This window comes from Paenibacillus sp. EZ-K15, from assembly GCF_002573715.1.
Taxonomy (GTDB): Bacteria; Bacillota; Bacilli; order Paenibacillales; family Paenibacillaceae; genus Paenibacillus_AQ.
In genome coordinates this window covers 324,628-341,989 of record NZ_PDHM01000028.1, presented here as the reverse complement: position 1 = coordinate 341,989, position 17,362 = coordinate 324,628, and the positions used below count along the sequence as shown (strand labels likewise).

The following is a 17,362-nucleotide window of genomic DNA, read 5'->3' as shown; positions in this document are numbered from 1 at the left end:
GATCCCAGCGACGAGGATTACTTCCCAGTTGATTCTAACAGCTTCTCCGCGAGCAGAGGAAACAGATTATCAAAAGCATGTGTATCCCCATCAAACACATACCCTCCCGGATAAGCAGGATCCTGGCCTCGGAATTGGATCATTCGATCATGCAGCTGCCGAGCCCAAGGGAGGTCATTCGTTTTTAGCGCCAGGATAATAGCCAGGCCGTAGACGGCAGGCGACTCATATGTCGCGTCGGGCTTTCGTGTCTTCCGGTTGTAGCGGCCCACCAGCTGCTGATTCTGCTGGAATTCTCCCTTGAGGAATTGTATGAGCTCCTTCGGCCGCTGATCCATCTCCGCCAGATGGATGCCAACGATCAGTTGGTCAATCAGATTGACCGATGCATCGTACTTATATTGACCGGAACTGATCTGATACGTTTTGGGATAGAAGACGCCGTCTGAAGGCATTTGGGAGAGCAGATCCTGATACTGTTCATACTCCTGGCGGGACAGGATTCCGTTATTCTGCATTTCGCGCAGTGCCGAAATGTCCGCGTAGACCAGGCTTAACATGGCTGCCGATTCATTACGTTCAAAATCATGATAATCCACGAAATATCCTTTGGTTTGAGCCGAGGCTTGCAATGTGGAGCCGATCTCCTTCGCCAATTGAAGGTATTCTTCGTCGCCCCAGCGCTTGAACGCCTTCAGCAGGGCATCGAGAATTCGAAAATCATCGCCCAGCGCATTGGTCGTTACCTCGGATTCACCGTCCGGCCTGAGTTTCCACCGGATATAGGGCTCCTGCTCCTGATAGAGAAAATAGGTGGTGAGAAGCTGGACGCTATCGTCGAACCGCGATCGATCATCGGATAAAACGGCGTACTGCATCCAAAGCCCAAGTGACTCGGATAACGCCTCTCTTCCGGCAACGATGTCCGGGTGCTCGGAGGAAGCGGGCTTGAGATAGGTAGCAATGGTACCATTATCGTTGGTCATATACTCTTCAATGAACGCTGTTGTCACGTCGGGGTTCTCCTTGCTTTGGATGATAGAGTAGGCTATGAAGACGATGCCGGTTAGAGCAAGAGCGACGATGATAGCAAGAATGGTTTTCTTGCGAGTGGAAATCCAGGTTGTCATAGGTTCACCTCGAACATACTATTCTACGCTTGCGTTCCTAAAGCCTTTAAGAAGTCCTGGGGACGAATAAATATAGCTTCTCGGATCCATCGTTCGTTTATCCATAAAAAAAGGCCGTACCCCGATGTCTGAAGTTACAGAACAACGGGGACGGCCTTTTCTTAAAATTCAGAGACTTACGATCCTTATCTCACCAGAAAAACTTCCGCTAAATGCGGTCTGTCTTCTGAGAAAGAACGTCGATAGACGTTGTCTTTCTTAAAGACATAGTCTGGCTAGTGCAAACTGACGATAGTGAGCCCCTGATCCTGCAGGTGCTTAATAATCTTCGGCAAGGCGTCCACAACTGCTTGAGATTCATGCAGGAGTATAATGGAGCCGGAAGCTTCGATATGCTGGACATAATCGAGGATTTTATCCTCGTCGCGGGTCAGCCAATCCTCGGGATCCCGGTTCCAGAGCACCATTTTACTCCCTTGCTGTTGGCTTAACGCTTCAGTCCGATCGTCAAAGGCACCGTAGGGTGGACGAAAGAGTACCAGCTTCTCGTCTGTAATAGGCTCGATAAGGTCGGCCACGCGGGTCAACTCTGCCTGCTGCTGTTCATAGGTAAGGCTTGTCAGCTGGCTATGGGTCATGGAATGACTGCCGACGGAGTATCCGTTCGCATGGATGGCCCTGACATAGTCGGGATGTTTTTTCACATTGGTGCCAACAAAGAAGAACGTTCCGCCAACCTCGTGTTTTTTCAAGACGTTCATAATATCGATGGAGTGCTTGGATGGCCCATCATCGAATGTAAGGGCTACATAGCCTTTGGGCAGGCCGAACGAGATGAACTCTTCCAGCTCCAGCTGTGGAACGAAGGCAGAGGGTTTGATATCCTTCGGTTTGCTCTCCGCTGCTTCCTCCGCTGAGACTGCCACGGTTTTCCCAATGAGTGCGCTCCGGTTCTCGGCAAACAATTGGATGACGGTCTCTGCTTCCGCCGTGGCCGTTGCTGCAGGGTGTGGCCGAATGTAACCGGGATACGAGTAATTAAATGAACTTAATAATACAACAAAAACCAAGCTCATCATGATTGCGCTTACCAGCTTAAGCGGAAGATGGCGCCGTTTCCTCGCGAAATGATAGGTCTTGATGTCTTCTTCGGCTTGCATCTCCTCGGACTGATCCGTTTCGGATCGATGTGTGGACAAGAAGGGTAGCGTATGCAAGTCATCTACAAGTCGGATCTTCTTGATGGACTCTAATTCGTTCCTGAAAGGAACGGAGCAGGCAAATGAAAAGCGCTCACTATGATCACGATATGTACGCGTAATGGAACCTATGTATTGCTGTTTGTTAGCATCCCATGCGGTATGTAAGGATAATCGGTATTTATGAACCCCGTCGAACTCCGCCACGGTTGCTATATTCGCTATGGTCTCGTTATCGGTTAACCATATTAGCTCCGCCGATTCTATAAGGGATAGCTTGATTCGTAGACCGAATGCTTCGGTATCCCTCTCGATCGCCAGGAGCTCTATGATTTTCCCATAGGATTCTGACATGATGGCCCCCCTTTCTCTAGCTGTTTATGCGGGTATGATTATTCCGATGGTGTATTGGAAGCCGTGGTTTTCGGTGAGAAGGAGAAGGACATCTTCTCGGTAAAATCATTGATGGTCTGCATCAGCTTGGCTTTATCATCCAGGATATTCTGGTATTGCTCCGCGTACTTCTGATTGGCAATCTCCAGCTCCCGAACCTTCTCTTCAAGCGAGTTGATCTTGAGCATGCTCTGATATTGCGTATTGTTAGACTCCTCATAGAGCTTGTTGTACTTGGCGGTTTCGGTTTCCAACTGGTTGGAGAGCTTCTCGTACGCCAGGTTCGATGTTAGCTGGTATTCCTTGTAATCCTCGAGCAGCTGGTCGTAGGTCATCTGTTTATTGGTCAGCACGTTCTCGAGTTCGCGGATTTCCTTGTTCTTCTCCTGAACCAGCTGATCTCTCTTGATCTGCTCATGCTTATACCGGTTAATCGTCTCGTTGGCGGTAAAGAGCTGATCCTCTAGGCCCCTATTCTTATAGGTCAGCAGTTGCCGTTCCTTCAGCATGTTCTCGATCGAAACAATGACATCGAGGCCGATCTTGTCCTGGTTATCCTTGGAGAATAGATGTTTGTTTCCTTCTGCAGCGGGCAGTTCAGGCTCCGCGGAATAAGCTGCCTCTTCTTCTGCCGTTACGGCAAGATCCTCTTGTTCGGCACTGTTCTTCTCGGGCTGGTTTTGATTTGAGCGGGCACTCTTAAACCACGCCATTCCTTTTTTCTCTGTTTCCCTGGCCAAAATATCAACTCCTATATATTTCAATGATTCTAGTTATGAAATTAGGCTAAAAGACCCCTATTAATAGTAATCGGTAAAATCGTCCCAAAAACTTTGCCCTACACCCCGTGAAAATAAAAAAAAGCCCCCGCGGTGGGGGAGGGGCTTTTTAATGGGCTAATTTTCCGGTTTATGCGGGTTTGCAACTCGCTCATATTCATGAATTGAAACGAACATGATGCTTCAACTCATTCATTCTTCTTCAAGGTCAGCTCCGGGGCGATCACGTCGACCCGATTCGTCCAAATCCCGCCGCTGTAGTTGTCTGGCAGTCGTTCCAAATCCGCTACGGAGTCAAAGCCCTCCGACCATCCGCCGTCCCCGGCGACGAGGATGACGCGCGTATTAATGCTGTCCATTCGGTTCAGGAATTTATCCGGCCATCCCCACAGGTAACGGGCGTATTTTTCCGGTATATGCAGCTGGGTGTTGCGGCAAACCGATGGAAGGTAGCCGCTCCAGCCGGCTCCGGCGTAGGATACGAGACAGCTCTTCAGCGTACCCCTCGACATGACGCGCAGGGATGGAAGCTGCGATTTTAATGTACGGATCGGCTCATCGTCTCCGTAAACGGTCAGCTGGCTGAGACGCTTCACCGGCAGTCCGGACAAGTACTCTGCCAGGAGTTTCCCCTCTTCAGGGTCGGTGCTTTTGATATGGATCAGGAATGAGCCGTCAGGGAATGCCTCTAGTACCTCGGCTAACGACGGAATCAGCCCGACTCCCTTTCCCCGAAAAGGATAAGTCGCTCCCTGATCGGCCGTATAGCCATACCCGATGTCTATGTTTTTTAGCTGCTCCATGGTATAATCCTTGACCGAGCCCTCCACGTTAGTACGGCATTCCAGGGTCCAATCATGGAACACGGCGAACTGGCCATCCTTGGTTGGTTTGATATCCAGTTCCACGATATCGGCGCCTGCTTCGAATGCGGCTTTCATGGACGGAATGGTGTTCTCAAGGTAAGCATGCTCCGGCACATAGATGCGGGAGGCGGTACAAGTATCGGCTTGAATGCCTTCCATCGAGAAGGTCTGGCCAAGCCCGCGATGCGCCAGCAGCAGCGGCTCTACGTCACGGTCTTTGGTGAACAGGGATGTATTATTTACAAACAGAAACACAAACAACACGAGAACAAACAGTATGATGTTCTTCCATCTTTTTAGTTTTCGCATGATCCAATCCCCCAAAATCGTATACAATATGCAGTAGTAGATTTATATTTATCTCTATCTCTATCTAAGTTTTCTATTTATTAATCCTTCTTTCATACATCTTAGTGATTTTGGGCGCATACTCAATAGCTGGACCATAACAATTGCATAATAGCGAACTGATAAACACAATGAGCAGCATAATAAGAACGGGAGGGAGCATGATGGACAAATCCTCCTTTTTGATGGTGGAGCGGGGGAACCCCTATGAGCGTGGAGACGTTATAGCTTTGACCAAACCCATAACGGTGCTTGGCCGCAAGGGCCAGCATTTTGATCCGGATATCGCGTTTGATAACATTTTTGTGTCCCGGCAGCATGCAGCGCTGCTGTATCGAAACGGGAAGTTCAGCATTAAGGATTTGAACAGCAAACATGGAACTTTCGTCAATCAGGAACGGCTGGCTCCCCATGATGAAATTTCCCTTCAGCACGGAGATACCATAGTACTCGCTGGAGATCTGATCGTGTTGTCCTTCTCCATCCTCAGCATGGATGAGACGATGGACATTACACCGCTCATCAAACAGCTGGCAGCGGTCGAGGCCCCAGGCGGACTTAGGCTGAATCCTTTCAAGCAGGAGCTGGTATATGGCGAGGATGTGTGTGCTTTTTCGGAAAAAGAGTACAAATGCATGGAGCTGCTAGTCAACCACCAAGGCCAGTTTGTGTCCAAGGATCAGCTCAAGGTATACATTTGGCCCGAGCGGAGCTATGGAACGGATGAAGTGCCCGATGTGAGCTCCGAGGAGCTGAATGCGCTGATCTACCGGGTGCGCAAGAAGACGCGAGGCATTCTGGACATTGAAAGCATCCGAGGAAAAGGTTATATTTTGCAGACACAAGAAGAATAAGAATGAATGAACAAGCACTTCCGGACCCCGGGAGGGCTTGTTTTGTTAAGATAGCGAATCGACAATCAGAAGGGGATGAGCATGGAATAGCGGATGCTGTATACGAGGATACACACCGAGTCCAATTGAAAGCGCTTTATTGTATCCGATGCGGGACGACTTGCTCTACGAATGAAACCGCATCAGGACTGCATTTTCAAAATTATGACATGATCCATTTAAAAGTTGTCAACAATATTCTTGACGAAACCCGCTTTTCCTTTCATTGAGCCTTTTGCCGGGCTGACTTAACATAGAGATGTCAGATGAAAGCGACACAACAAATTTCAGATTTATGTTCAAATATGACTAGGAGGTTCTATACGATGTCTAACGAGACAAATACAAACGCTTCCAAAGGCATTCGCGTAATGGTTCAGAAGCTTGGCCGTCTCCTTAGCGGCATGGTGATGCCGAATATCGGCGCGTTTATTGCCTGGGGTCTGATTACGGCTCTGTTCATCCCGACCGGCTGGTTCCCGAACGAGAATCTGGGAGCGCTGGTTGGCCCGATGATCACGTACCTGCTCCCGCTCTTAATCGGTTATACGGGCGGACAGATGATCCACGGCAAGCGTGGTGCGGTTATCGGTGCGGTTGCTACGGTCGGCGTCATTGTCGGGGCAGATATTCCGATGTTCCTCGGCGCCATGATTATCGGTCCTATTGCAGCTTGGGTACTGAAGCAGTTCGACAAGCTGGTTGACGGCAAAATTAAATCCGGGTTCGAAATGCTGGTGAACAACTTCTCGCTCGGCATCATCGGCGGCGCGCTGACATTGGTGGCATACACTGGAATCGGGCCGCTTGTACAGGGCATTACCAAAGCGCTGTCAGCAGGTGTTGACGTACTGGTCAATGCCAACCTGCTGCCGCTCGTCAACATTATCATTGAGCCGGCGAAGGTGTTGTTCCTCAACAATGCGATCAACCACGGGATATTCAGTCCGATCGCCACAGAGGAATCGGCACGTATCGGTCAATCCGTTCTGTATATGCTGGAATCGAATCCCGGTCCCGGGCTGGGTATACTTCTCGCCTATTGGTTCTTCGGACGCGGTTCTGCCAAATCCTCCGCACCGGGCGCGGTCGTGATTCATTTCCTGGGCGGTATTCATGAGATCTATTTCCCATATATTCTGATGAAGCCGGTTCTGATTCTGGCCGCTATTGCTGGAGGCGTTGCCGGAACCTTCACCTTCCAGATTTTTGGAGCAGGCTTGGTGGGCCCTGCATCGCCGGGCAGTATCGTCGCGTTTATTGCCATGGCGCCTAAGGGCGGCCTGATTTCGGTGCTGGCAGGTGTCCTTGTTGCAACGATTGTCTCCTTTGTCGTGGCGGCATTGTTACTGAAAACAGGCAAACAGACGGAAGAAGAGCCGAATCTCGAAGAAGCATCCGCCAAAATGAAGGAAATGAAAACCGGCGGCATGAACGACCAAGTCGCTCCTGCTTCGGCGGCTGTAGCTAATCTGGACAAAGAGAATGTGAACAAAATCGTGTTTGCTTGCGATGCCGGCATGGGCTCCAGCGCAATGGGCGCTTCGGTATTAAGAAAGAAACTGCAGCAAGCGGGCGTCGACATTACGGTTGTGAACTCGGCGGTAAGCGAAATACCGGATGACGCGGATATCGTCATTACCCAGAAGACACTCACCGAGCGGGCCATCGCGAAGAATCCGAATGCGGAGCATATCTCCATCGACAACTTCTTGAAGAGTCCGAGATATGATGAGCTGGTGGAACGACTCAAAGACTAACATAAGCCTAAAACCATATGACACGCTGGCGTAGTAACGCCGGCGTTGTCTTTCATTTCATGAAGAAGGGGGCCATGCGTCTGGGACACATCACTGCCCGCCAGCGACAAATCCTTCTGCTCCTGATGAGCAGGAACGAGGGCATGACGGCTGCAGAAATAGCCGCTGAGGTCGGGGTCAGCGTCAGGACGGTTCACCGGGAAATGGAGGAGATTGAGAAGGAATTGCAGGGTACGGGCGTTCTGCTTCATAAAAAGTCGGGAACGGGTATCCGACTGGAAGAGGAGACGCCTGAGGAGATGGCTCAGCTGCGGAAGCGCCTGCTTGCAGGAAAGCCGGCTGATTACTCCGTGGAAGAGCGCAAAATCCTCATGCTATGCGCCCTGCTTGAGGCGAATGAGCCCATCAAACTGTTTGCTTTGGCCCATAGTTTAAAGGTAACTGTACCGACCATCAGTAATGACCTGGATGAGCTCGAGCCATTAATGAAGCGGTTTAACCTTAACCTAATTCGCCGCAGAGGCTATGGTATCGAGATTGAAGGCTCGGAAGGCGTAAGGCGATCGGCGATTTGTCGGCTTGTTGAGGAATATCTGGATTATTCGGATCTTGTCGGGGATGGATATCGTGATCAAAGCGAGCCGGTTACCGCCCGTTTGCTGTCCATGATTGATAAACCGGTGCTGCTGGATGTAGAGAAATGTTTATGGGATATGAACTGGGATTGGACGGAGAGTCTTAGCGAAGGTGCATATACTGCGATGGTCATAGCGTTATCGGTTTCCGTAAACAGGATCAAGCAGGGGCGGAGCATAGAGACAGCGGATATGACGGGATATGGTAAATCCTCGGCGTCAGTAGAGGAGGCAAAGGATTTCGCGAGTCGCCTAGGCCAAACCTTGAAGATTGATTTTCACGATCCTGAAATGAAATATATAGCTCAATTATTCGAATCAGCGAAGGACATGTCCGAGGTCAGCGAACTGGCTCACACGGATGTGGAGATGGTGGAGATCGTCCAGCGTCTGATCGAACGGGTTCAGGGGCGCACCGGCATTCCGTTCCAGCAAGACCGCACGCTGCGGGCAGGTCTGGTGGAGCACATCGGGGCTGCCATGAAACGGATTCGGGAAGGGACCCGAATCCGGAATCCCTTGCTAAGCCCGATTCGGAAGGATTATGAGGAGCTGTTCGGAATCGTCCGTCGTTCGGTCGATGAAATGAAGCTGGACATAACCGTCCCGGATGAAGAAATCGGGTTTCTGGTTATGCATTTCGGTGCATCCAGCGAACGGCTGAACCAGCTGGGACATCATCTGAAAGCCATTCTGGTATGTTCCAGCGGCCTTAGCTCCTCGAGGCTTCTCGGGACACGACTGAATAAGGAGATGCCACAGATTGAGGTGCTCGGCAACGTCTCGTGGTATGAAGCGGCCCGGATACCGAAGGAGCAATATGATCTCATCATATCGACCATTGATCTTCCGCTGTCGAAGGATCGGTATGTGAGATTAAGTCCGCTGCTCACGGCGGATGATAAAGAGGCATTACTGCAATTCATCCAGAGAACATCCTTGAAACCGGCCGCAGACATGGCTGCCGATAAGCGAATCGAGGAAGAGCGTAAGGTCGCATCATTCGAGCGTCTGCGCATGCAGGCTGCCCTGATGAATGAGATTGTATCGCTTCTGGATGGCTTTCATGTGTACTACCTGGATAATCGGCAGGATGATTTGCAGGGCACATTGAACGAAGCCTTGGCTAAGGTGGTTGAGCGCGGGGCTGCGCGTGATGCGGAGAAGGTGAAGGAGCGTTTGCTTGAGCGGGAACGGATGGGCACCCAGCTCATTCCGGATACGACGCTGGCCTTGTTCCATACGCGCAGCCGCTATATTACCTGGCCGTCTCTAACCTTGTTCCGGCTGGCGCATGCAGCGCCGCTGGAGGACGGGGCGGAGGCGGGTGTCATACTGCTGATGCTGGCGCCGAAGCAGCTTCCGAAGGAGAGCTTGGAGGTGCTCAGTGAAATCAGCGCCATGCTGCTTCACTCCGAGCTGATCGAGCTGATGGAGCGGGGCAGAGAGGAAGAAATCCGCTCCTATTTGGCGGAAGAGCTTCAGCATTTTTTCAATCACAGACCATAGAAAGAGGGAGACCAACATGAGTAACATACTGTCCAAAGATAAAGTCGTACTGAACGCAAAGGCTGATAGCAAGAGCGAAGCCATCCGCATGGCGGGGAATCTGCTTGTGCAAGCAGGCCATGTATCCGAGGATTACGTGGATAAAATGCTGGAACGAGAAGAGATTGCGTCCACTTATATGGGCGGAGGACTCGCGATTCCCCACGGCACTAAAGAGGCTAAAGGCATGGTGATTTCCACGGGATTGTCCATCGTCCGCTTCCCGGAAGGCGTAGATTTCGGAGGAGATGAGCCGGCGTTTATTGTCATTGGTATCGCGGCTGCCGGTGGTGACCACATGGAGATTCTGACGAATGTGGCCATGATCTTTACGGATGACGAGAGCATTGAGAAGGTAATGAACGCTTCCAGCGAAGAGGAGATTCTGGCGATCTTCGAAGGAGGAATGGGTGCATGAAAGCAGTCCATTTCGGAGCAGGCAACATCGGGCGCGGATTTATAGGTCTCTTGCTGTCACAAGCCGGTTATGAGGTTTGCTTTATCGACGTGAACGAAGAGTTGGTATCGGAGCTGAAAGCACGCGGGGAGTATCCCGTAACCTTGGCCAGCGAAGGACAGGAGACCACGATCGTTAAAGGCATCACGGCACTTAACAGCGCCTCGGAGCCTGAAGCTGCCGCACGTGCAGTAGCGGAAGCGGATCTCGTGACCACAGCGGTAGGCGTGAACATTCTGAAGTTCATCGCCGGCACCATTGCCGAGGGGCTGAAGCTTCGGCTGCAAGCAGAGTCTGCTGCACCCCTTCATATTATTGCATGCGAGAATGCCATCGGTGGCAGTACGCAGCTGAAAGAGCAAGTCTACGGGAAGCTTGATGACGAGACGAAGCAGAAGGCCGATCAGCGGGTTGCTTTCCCGGATGCGGCCGTAGACCGGATTGTGCCGCTGCAGCAGCATGAGGACCGTCTGAAGGTCGTGGTGGAGCCGTTCTATGAGTGGGCGGTGGACCGCTCGCAGATGTTTAAGGACTATGTCCCTGTTGAAGGCATTCACTATGTGGATCGCCTGGAGCCGTATATTGAACGCAAGTTGTTCACGGTGAACACCGGACACTGCTCGGCAGCATATGTAGGCTTTCTGAAAGGCTACGAGACCATCCAGGATGCCATGAAGGATGAAGAGGTAGCGAGTCATGTCCGCGCTGTGCTCGAGGAGACGGGAGCTGCGCTTGTGCATAAACACGGCTTCAATCCTACCGAGCATGGAGCCTATATCGATACCATCCTGGAGCGGTTCCGCAATCCGGCGCTGACCGATGAGGTGTCCCGCGTAGGCCGCTCCCCGATCCGGAAGCTGTCCCCGGGCGACCGCCTGGTGTCGCCAGCCATGCTGGCATTCGAAAGCGGGCTTGCGTATAAGAGCTTGGCGAAATCCATGGCAGCGGCTTTGATGTTCGATGTTCCGGAAGATCCGGAAAGCGTGGAGCTGCAAGCATCGGTCCGGGATATCGGTGCAAGCGACGCGGCTTCCCAGTATACCGGCATTGCCGGCGAGCATCCGATTCTGGGTGAGCTGATGGAGCAGTATGAAGCGTTGAAGGCTGATATCGAAGCGAGTTCGTAAGGTATTGGAAGTGAATCCAATAGCAGGTGGATACACGTGCCGATAGGCCCTGACATCCTATCATCTTATATAGCCCCTGGTTCTCCTTGCGGAGAAATCAGGGGCTATGTGCATAAGCAGGAGATCGGGTTCTTTTATTCCGTGTTCTTCAGAATATGGTTCGCTACCTCTAAGGTGGTTGCCGGGGCAGCGATGTACATTTTCTTTTCGGCTTGATTTATCTCGGGGTATACAACGATCCTGATTTGTTCAAAATAATCCTTCATGTATAGCTGTCCAAGTGGTTCAATCTGGGTAGCGGCAATCCCGTAATTGTCATTAAATTCCAAATATTCCATCCATCGATTTTCAGAAAGTTTTCGCTTATTTTCGAAATAAAGAGTACACTAGAAGTAAGAAATTAAAAAGTGGATGTGATGAACATGGCAGAAGAACTGATCTTGACCCAGGAGGGCTATGATAAACTCCAGGAAGAACTTGATGACCTCAAGTATGTAAAACGCAAAGAGTTAGCGGAACGGATCAAGCTCGCGATCAGCTATGGTGATTGAAGGAGAACAGCGAGTACCACTCGGCCAAGAACGACCAAGCGTTTATGGAAACGCGCATCATCATCCTGGAAAAAACACTCAACAACGCCCGGATTGTCGACGCCAAGCATGTAAGCTCGAAAACGGTGAATGTTGGTTCGAATGTCGTCCTGAACGACATCGAGTTTGCAGAGAAGCTTGAATATCAGGTAGTAGGACCGGCAGAAGCCGACGTATTGAACAATAAAGTCTCCTACGAAAGTCCGCTTGGCAAAGCACTGATGGGCAAAGCGGTTGGCGATCAAGTCAACGTGGAAGCGCCGATGGGTATCGTCAAGTATGAGCTGCTGGAGATCAAAGCTCTGTAATCGCAGAAGGATCAACGAATATATAAATAAAAGGCGTAACCGGAAGCACGATGTCCGGTTACGCCTTTTCTAATGGTTCAACCCCGTATGGCAGGTGAGAGTTACATACCTAATGGAGCAGATTAAGCATTAGCCGTTACGGCTTTGCGCTCATACATATAGCAGGCTGCTCCCAGAATGAAGGCGAGTCCCACCAGTCCAGCACCCACCCAAGGCAGGGCTGTTAAGCTTAGATGCGTAATGACCAACCCTCCGATAAAGGCTCCCGCTGCGTTTCCGAGATTGCCCGCAGAGTGGGTTGCCGTGGAGGCTAGCGCTGGAGCGGATTGGGCCAGACTCATCACGCGCACCTGCATGCCCGGCATAACGGCGAAAGAGGCGGCTCCCCACAGCACGATGGTCAGCACGGCCGTGATTGGGTTATGGATGGTCACGGTGAGAATGGTAAGAATGACGGCCGTCGCAAAGTAAACGCCCAGAATGGAGGGCAGCAGCTTCCAGTCGGCCAGCCTTCCGCCCACGATATTACCGGCGGTTACGCCGATACCGAACAGGATCAGAATCCAGGTGACGCTTGGTTCGGCAAAGCCGGTGATCTCAATCAGCAGCGGCGCAATATAAGTGAAGACGGCGAACAGGCCGGCGTTGCCAAGCGCCCCGATCAGCAGGAAGAGAAGGAGTTGTGGTCTAATGAGTGCCGTAATTTGCTGAACGATGCTTGAAGCTTGTTCCTGCCGTAGCTTCGGAATGAAGATCAGGATGCCGATCAATGCCAACACCCCCATAACGGCAATCGCGGCGAATGAAGCACGCCAGCCCATCGTCTGGCCGATGAAGGTGCCAATCGGAACCCCAATGATATTGGCTATCGTTAATCCGGCCATCATGATGGACACCGCCCCAGCACGCTTGTCCGGTCGCACCAGGTTCGAAGCGATGACGGCTCCCACACCGAAGAAAGTACCGTGCGTCAGCGCGGTCAGCATGCGGGCACCCATCAGAACGGCATAGCTCGGAGCGAAAACCGAAATGCCGTTACCCAGAATAAATAGGCCCATGAGCAGCAGGAGCAGCTTTTTTTGTGGAATTTGGTGGGTTAGAACGGTTAGAATAGGGGCCCCTACGGCTACCCCGAGGGCGTACATCGTAATCAGCTGCCCGGCCGATGCAATGCTGACATTCAGATCATCCGCGACATTAGGGAGTATTCCCATGATGACGAACTCCGTCATGCCAATGGCAAAAGCACCAACGGTGAGAGACAGTATAGAGATGGGAAATGGCTCTTTGGCGCCTTTTTTCCCAGTGGCGTGTTGCGATATATCCATGGTGTTCAAGTCAACCTTTCTGCTGTGTTTGTTAAAGATATAATCCCAATCATCATTATTGGTTTTAAAGAGGGACTGTTACATATTATTTATCGTTGACGGTTGATAATCAAGAACTTTATTTTTTGGAAAAATGGACACGCTGATAAGGTAATGATTCTACTAGGAGTACGGGAGCTTGCCCGCTATGTAACGACTTGAGAGCGCCCTGAGGGCACTCTCCTCGTGACCGGGAGGGAGGATTTTTGGGGTCCTCTATCGGCCCCTTGTGGATCCATCCCTTCGAGTTAAGGGGTTCAGAAACAGGTGAACGACTCGATGCTTCTTAAGTCAAGCCCTGAATATACCCACATTCTTCCCGTCCATCGGAAGCCGGCAACCGAGGTGCGGCCAACAAAAGTCGGGTAAAACCAGAAGCCGGGTCCATGTGTCGGCCAAATATAGGTATTTCTGAACAAACAGCCCCTGATCGCCCCAGGATCAACTGCGAAGGTACTGGCCACAGGCTGTTGGGGGACAGATGTTGGAGGCGGGGATGAGGGCCCTTGCTGCGGTCCCTGGGGTCCTTGCGGCGGCATAAATGCCATAATGGATTCACTCCTTAATCGGGTTATTAGGTTTGGTAGTGCGCGGGAGGCTGCTAAATAACAATGTAAGCTGAGCCCTTCTTCTAGATGTAAAGCAAGGTGATGACAAGCAATTCGAAGAGGACAAGTGGCAGGATGACATTGTTATAGTAACTGGGACCGAAGCCGCGCTGGTTTCCGTAACCGGGCATGCTCAAGTACAGAATCCCTTTCTCGCAGTGCATGATAGTTCCTTCAAAAACATCGCCGTCAAGCGTTTCGACGCGAACCAGCTGATTCGCATGCTGCTTGCATAGATGGTGAATATGATCGCGAACCGATTTGATGCTGTGCTTCATGCCGGGTTCAGCTTGATATAAGGTTTGTTCCTGGTGTCCGGGATATTGAATGCTCATGTGGAAAGACCCCCATCGTGAATTAGTCATACATAGTCCCATCCTATGCAAATGCCCAGGGAAGGGTGATTAAGGGGCTGTTGAATTTCCCGCATGGGCAAATAAGCAGATTAGTGATACGATTTAGATCAATATATGAGTTGAGGAAGTGAGCGTTAGTCGTGATCAACATAACCATTCCCAAGGTGGACGTTACCATTACCAAGCAGGCTGCTCCGGAGTTGAGCCATATTTACGGATTTACGGATTTCCACCTGATTCCAAGAGATCGGGGCGGGATTTTCATGTTCTACAACAGCAAGGAGGAACTCCTGTTTGTTGGCAAAGCAAGAAAGTTAAGACCGCGGATCAAGAAGCATTTTGAAGATAGCGTCTCTCCGATCAAGGAGCATCGTGATGAGGTTACGCGAATCGAGGTCTGTATCATTGAAGACGCCGTTCATAGAGAGATCTATGAAACCTATATCATTAATGAATTCAAGGCCAAATATAATATAGACAAGGTGTTCTTTAAGTAAGGAATACGAAGGATAAAGTGACAAAAAGCAATAGACGTGGCCCGAGTAAAGACCCGCGTTTATTGCTTTTTTGTGTTGTGATAAAGGAAATCAAAAATTCTGTTTTAATATTCCTTTACAGGAATATTCCTATCGTGGTATATTATGATTAGGAAGTACGGTACACATTAAATCAGCAAAAAAAGAGGTGATGTTGGTGACGTGGACAGAGAGAACAGACAATCACCGTACACGCTATAGCAGCGGGTCTGTATCCGTCATCACAACAAGATGGAACTAACAACATTTAGCGCTTTAGCCGAACCGAATCGTTTTCGTATTGTGGATCTCCTGCTGAAGGGGCCTTTAACGGTAGGGGAAATCGCTGAACGTCTTGACATTCGGCAGCCACAAGCCTCCAAGCATCTGAAGGTGCTGCTGGAAGCCGGGCTGGTGGAGGTAAGGGCGGAGGCGAACCGGCGGAACTACATGCTGCGGTCGGAGCCGTTTGTAGAACTGGACCATTGGCTCCATAATTACCGAAGCATATGGAACGAGCGCTTCGACAACTTGGATAATTACTTAGAGAAACTGCAATCGGAAGGGACAGGTAAGAAACAGGATTAACACCTAATATGAGGAGGAATTGATAATGACAAACCAAATGATTACGCGGGTTGAAGGGCAAGTACTTGTATTGGAACGTGTGTTTAACGCACCTAGGGAGCTGGTATTCAAGGTGTTTACGGATGGAGAGCATCTGAAGCAGTGGTGGGGGCCTCGCGGATGGGAGGTTACCGTATCCAAGATGGATTTCCGTCCGGGCGGCTCATGGCATTACTGCATGAAGTGTTTGGATAAGAATCAGGGGGATTTCTACGGCATGGAATCATGGGGCAAATCGGTGTACCAGGAGATCGACGAGCCGGAGACAATAGTTCTTATCGATTATTTCTCCGATGCGGAAGGCGCCATTGCTGAGGGAATGCCTGCCCCGATCTCTACGATGACCTTTGTGGAGCAGGATGGGAAAACCAAGCTGATCAACCGGGCAGTGTACGATTCTCCGGAGGCTCTCAAAACCGTGCTGGACATGGGCATGGAAGAGGGCATAACCCAAACCTGGGATCGACTTGAGGAATACTTGGCAGCGAAGCAATAAGCCTCCTTGTATAATCAGTACTAAGCGATATCATGAATGGCTGGAATCCGCATGGATTCTGGCCATTTTTGAATTCCTCACATCCATGGACCTGTCGGATTTACGTTATCAGTTAACTTGTAACTTGAAAAATTCAAACTAAAAGTTCAATATAAAGATAATTGAATAATTGATAACGATGTTGACTGCCCGAAGGCATAAAACAACGATAACCTTTTGCCTGCGGTTCTGCCCCACGGCAAAGCATAATAGGAGGAAATCATGATGGAGATTGGAGTTAGCTCGTTCGTAGAGACTTGGCCGGATGTGACGACAGGCGAAGTAATAAGCCACGCGCAGCGGCTGCGTGAGGTTGTTGAGGAAATCGTCCTTGCTGATCAGGTGGGATTGGATGTGTATGGGGTAGGTGAGCATCACCGTAAGGATTATGCGGCGTCTTCGCCTGCGGTTGTGCTCGCCGCGGCTGCCTCCCAGACGAAGTGGATTCGGCTGACGAGTGCGGTTACGGTGCTGTCCTCCGCTGATCCGGTGCGGGTGTTTCAGGATTTCGCCACCTTGGATGCCATCTCGAATGGGCGTGCCGAGATTATGGCAGGCAGAGGTTCGTTTATCGAATCGTTCCCGTTATTCGGCTATGATCTGAGCCATTATGATGAGTTGTTCGAGGAGAAGCTGGAGCTGCTGCTCAAAATCCGAGAGTCGGAAAAAGTAACCTGGCAAGGTGGGCATCGCCCGGCGATTCATAACTTAGGCGTCTATCCGCGGCCGGTTCAGAACCCGCTGCCGGTGTGGATTGGCAGCGGAGGCAATTCGGAATCGGTCGTGCGCGCAGGTCTGCTTGGTCTGCCGCTAGTATTGGCGATTATCGGCGGGAGTCCCCTGCAGTTCGCACCGCTGGTTAAGCTATATAAAGAAGCTGCCGCGCATGCGGGTCATGATGTATCGAAGCTGCCGATCGGCTCGCATTCCCATGGATTTATTGCGGAAGATACGGAGATGGCAGCGGACAAGTTCTTCCCATCCACCCAAGCCAGCATGAATGTATTGGGACGGGAGCGGGGCTGGGGATACTATGACCGCGGGAGCTTCGATGCTGCTCGGAGCTTCGAAGGAGCGCTCTATGTAGGAGACCCGGAGACGGTCGCCCAAAAAATCATTCACCTGCGCAAGCATGTGGGCATTACCCGCTTCATGCTGCACGTGCCGGTGGGAACGATGCCTCATGATGAAGTCATGCGAGCCATTGAACTGCTGGGAACCGAAGTCGCCCCTCGGGTGCGCAAGGAAATCGACCGCTGGGAAGCGGCTGGTGAACCTGCGGAGTAGCTGGCAGCACTATTTTTGAGATGAAATGTAATTA

16 protein-coding genes and 1 pseudogene are annotated in these 17,362 nt (G+C 50.9%); 10 read left to right on the top strand and 7 right to left on the bottom strand.

Going from position 1 to position 17,362, the window contains the following annotated elements:
* Window positions 1-17 precede the first annotated feature (17 nt).
* The 4 genes from CRG97_RS31870 to CRG97_RS31855 form a co-directional block, all read right to left on the bottom strand.
* Window positions 18-1,130: a glycosyl hydrolase family 8 gene (locus tag CRG97_RS31870; RefSeq protein WP_098749474.1), complete on the bottom strand. Its 1,113-nt coding sequence runs from the start codon at window positions 1,128-1,130 to the stop codon at window positions 18-20.
* Window positions 1,131-1,405: 275 nt separating this feature from the next.
* A complete protein-coding gene (locus CRG97_RS31865) occupies window positions 1,406-2,683 on the bottom strand; it encodes a polysaccharide deacetylase family protein (RefSeq protein ID WP_098749473.1) in 1,278 nt (425 codons plus the stop codon).
* Between the two features lie 38 nt (window positions 2,684-2,721).
* On the bottom strand, window positions 2,722-3,462 hold the full coding sequence (locus CRG97_RS31860; RefSeq protein WP_098749472.1) for a hypothetical protein: 741 nt from the start codon (window positions 3,460-3,462) through the stop codon (window positions 2,722-2,724).
* A gap of 227 nt (window positions 3,463-3,689) precedes the next feature.
* Window positions 3,690-4,676, bottom strand: a complete 987-nt coding sequence (locus CRG97_RS31855; protein ID WP_098749471.1) for a glycerophosphodiester phosphodiesterase family protein — start codon at window positions 4,674-4,676, stop codon at window positions 3,690-3,692.
* A gap of 200 nt (window positions 4,677-4,876) precedes the next feature.
* Between CRG97_RS31855 and CRG97_RS31850 the strand changes: the two genes are divergently transcribed.
* From CRG97_RS31850 to CRG97_RS31825, 5 genes are all read left to right on the top strand, one after another.
* A complete protein-coding gene (locus tag CRG97_RS31850; RefSeq protein ID WP_237566634.1) occupies window positions 4,877-5,569 on the top strand; it encodes an FHA domain-containing protein in 693 nt (230 codons plus the stop codon).
* A 365-nt stretch (window positions 5,570-5,934) separates the two neighbouring features.
* Window positions 5,935-7,368 carry a PTS mannitol transporter subunit IIBC gene (locus CRG97_RS31840; protein WP_098749468.1) on the top strand — a complete coding sequence of 478 codons (1,434 nt, stop codon included), beginning with the start codon at window positions 5,935-5,937 and terminating at the stop codon, window positions 7,366-7,368.
* Window positions 7,369-7,442: 74 nt separating this feature from the next.
* Window positions 7,443-9,512 carry a BglG family transcription antiterminator gene (locus CRG97_RS31835; protein WP_098749467.1) on the top strand — a complete coding sequence of 690 codons (2,070 nt, stop codon included), beginning with the start codon at window positions 7,443-7,445 and terminating at the stop codon, window positions 9,510-9,512.
* A 16-nt stretch (window positions 9,513-9,528) separates the two neighbouring features.
* On the top strand, window positions 9,529-9,969 hold the full coding sequence (locus CRG97_RS31830) for a PTS mannitol transporter subunit IIA (RefSeq protein WP_071220559.1): 441 nt from the start codon (window positions 9,529-9,531) through the stop codon (window positions 9,967-9,969).
* Complete coding sequence (locus CRG97_RS31825; RefSeq protein WP_098749466.1) at window positions 9,966-11,135, top strand: mannitol-1-phosphate 5-dehydrogenase; 1,170 nt, start codon at window positions 9,966-9,968, stop codon at window positions 11,133-11,135. The genes CRG97_RS31830 and CRG97_RS31825 overlap by 4 nt, the downstream gene beginning before the upstream one ends.
* A gap of 134 nt (window positions 11,136-11,269) precedes the next feature.
* Here the strand turns inward: CRG97_RS31825 and CRG97_RS31820 are convergent, their stop codons facing one another.
* Window positions 11,270-11,464, bottom strand: coding sequence for a hypothetical protein (locus CRG97_RS31820; protein ID WP_153047521.1), 195 nt, complete (start codon window positions 11,462-11,464; stop codon window positions 11,270-11,272).
* 93 nt (window positions 11,465-11,557) lie between these two features.
* On the opposite strand from CRG97_RS31820, the pseudogene greA reads away from it, so the two are divergent.
* Window positions 11,558-12,033: pseudogene (gene greA / locus CRG97_RS31815) on the top strand (transcription elongation factor GreA).
* Window positions 12,034-12,155: 122 nt separating this feature from the next.
* On the opposite strand, the gene CRG97_RS31810 reads toward greA, so the two are convergent.
* Together CRG97_RS31810 and CRG97_RS31800 are read right to left on the bottom strand one after the other, a co-directional pair.
* Window positions 12,156-13,361, bottom strand: a complete 1,206-nt coding sequence (locus tag CRG97_RS31810; protein WP_098749464.1) for an MFS transporter — start codon at window positions 13,359-13,361, stop codon at window positions 12,156-12,158.
* 670 nt (window positions 13,362-14,031) lie between these two features.
* On the bottom strand, window positions 14,032-14,343 hold the full coding sequence (locus tag CRG97_RS31800) for a hypothetical protein (protein WP_098749462.1): 312 nt from the start codon (window positions 14,341-14,343) through the stop codon (window positions 14,032-14,034).
* A gap of 161 nt (window positions 14,344-14,504) precedes the next feature.
* Between CRG97_RS31800 and CRG97_RS31795 the strand changes: the two genes are divergently transcribed.
* The 4 genes from CRG97_RS31795 to CRG97_RS31780 all read left to right on the top strand — a co-directional run bounded on the left by CRG97_RS31795 (window position 14,505) and on the right by CRG97_RS31780 (window position 17,328).
* A complete protein-coding gene (locus CRG97_RS31795) occupies window positions 14,505-14,861 on the top strand; it encodes a nucleotide excision repair endonuclease (protein WP_098749461.1) in 357 nt (118 codons plus the stop codon).
* Between the two features lie 270 nt (window positions 14,862-15,131).
* Window positions 15,132-15,467 (top strand): ArsR/SmtB family transcription factor, encoded by a 336-nt coding sequence (locus CRG97_RS31790; protein WP_098749460.1) that lies wholly within the window; start codon window positions 15,132-15,134, stop codon window positions 15,465-15,467.
* Window positions 15,468-15,492: 25 nt separating this feature from the next.
* Window positions 15,493-16,002, top strand: coding sequence for an SRPBCC domain-containing protein (locus CRG97_RS31785; protein ID WP_098749459.1), 510 nt, complete (start codon window positions 15,493-15,495; stop codon window positions 16,000-16,002).
* Between the two features lie 264 nt (window positions 16,003-16,266).
* Window positions 16,267-17,328, top strand: coding sequence for an LLM class flavin-dependent oxidoreductase (locus CRG97_RS31780; protein ID WP_098749458.1), 1,062 nt, complete (start codon window positions 16,267-16,269; stop codon window positions 17,326-17,328).
* Window positions 17,329-17,362 lie beyond the last annotated feature (34 nt).

What these genes read in the sequence shown, in the direction of transcription:
- CRG97_RS31870 (WP_098749474.1), bottom strand. Translation starts at nt 1,130, where the DNA reads ATGACAACCTGGATTTCCACTCGCAAGAAAACCATTCTTGCTATCATC.
- CRG97_RS31865 (WP_098749473.1), bottom strand. Translation starts at nt 2,683, where the DNA reads ATGTCAGAATCCTATGGGAAAATCATAGAGCTCCTGGCGATCGAGAGG.
- CRG97_RS31855 (WP_098749471.1), bottom strand. Translation starts at nt 4,676, where the DNA reads ATGCGAAAACTAAAAAGATGGAAGAACATCATACTGTTTGTTCTCGTG.
- CRG97_RS31850 (WP_237566634.1), top strand. Translation starts at nt 4,877, where the DNA reads ATGATGGACAAATCCTCCTTTTTGATGGTGGAGCGGGGGAACCCCTAT.
- CRG97_RS31840 (WP_098749468.1), top strand. Translation starts at nt 5,935, where the DNA reads ATGTCTAACGAGACAAATACAAACGCTTCCAAAGGCATTCGCGTAATG.
- CRG97_RS31835 (WP_098749467.1), top strand. Translation starts at nt 7,443, where the DNA reads ATGCGTCTGGGACACATCACTGCCCGCCAGCGACAAATCCTTCTGCTC.
- CRG97_RS31830 (WP_071220559.1), top strand. Translation starts at nt 9,529, where the DNA reads ATGAGTAACATACTGTCCAAAGATAAAGTCGTACTGAACGCAAAGGCT.
- CRG97_RS31825 (WP_098749466.1), top strand. Translation starts at nt 9,966, where the DNA reads ATGAAAGCAGTCCATTTCGGAGCAGGCAACATCGGGCGCGGATTTATA.
- CRG97_RS31810 (WP_098749464.1), bottom strand. Translation starts at nt 13,361, where the DNA reads ATGGATATATCGCAACACGCCACTGGGAAAAAAGGCGCCAAAGAGCCA.
- CRG97_RS31800 (WP_098749462.1), bottom strand. Translation starts at nt 14,343, where the DNA reads ATGAGCATTCAATATCCCGGACACCAGGAACAAACCTTATATCAAGCT.
- CRG97_RS31790 (WP_098749460.1), top strand. Translation starts at nt 15,132, where the DNA reads ATGGAACTAACAACATTTAGCGCTTTAGCCGAACCGAATCGTTTTCGT.
- CRG97_RS31785 (WP_098749459.1), top strand. Translation starts at nt 15,493, where the DNA reads ATGACAAACCAAATGATTACGCGGGTTGAAGGGCAAGTACTTGTATTG.
- CRG97_RS31780 (WP_098749458.1), top strand. Translation starts at nt 16,267, where the DNA reads ATGGAGATTGGAGTTAGCTCGTTCGTAGAGACTTGGCCGGATGTGACG.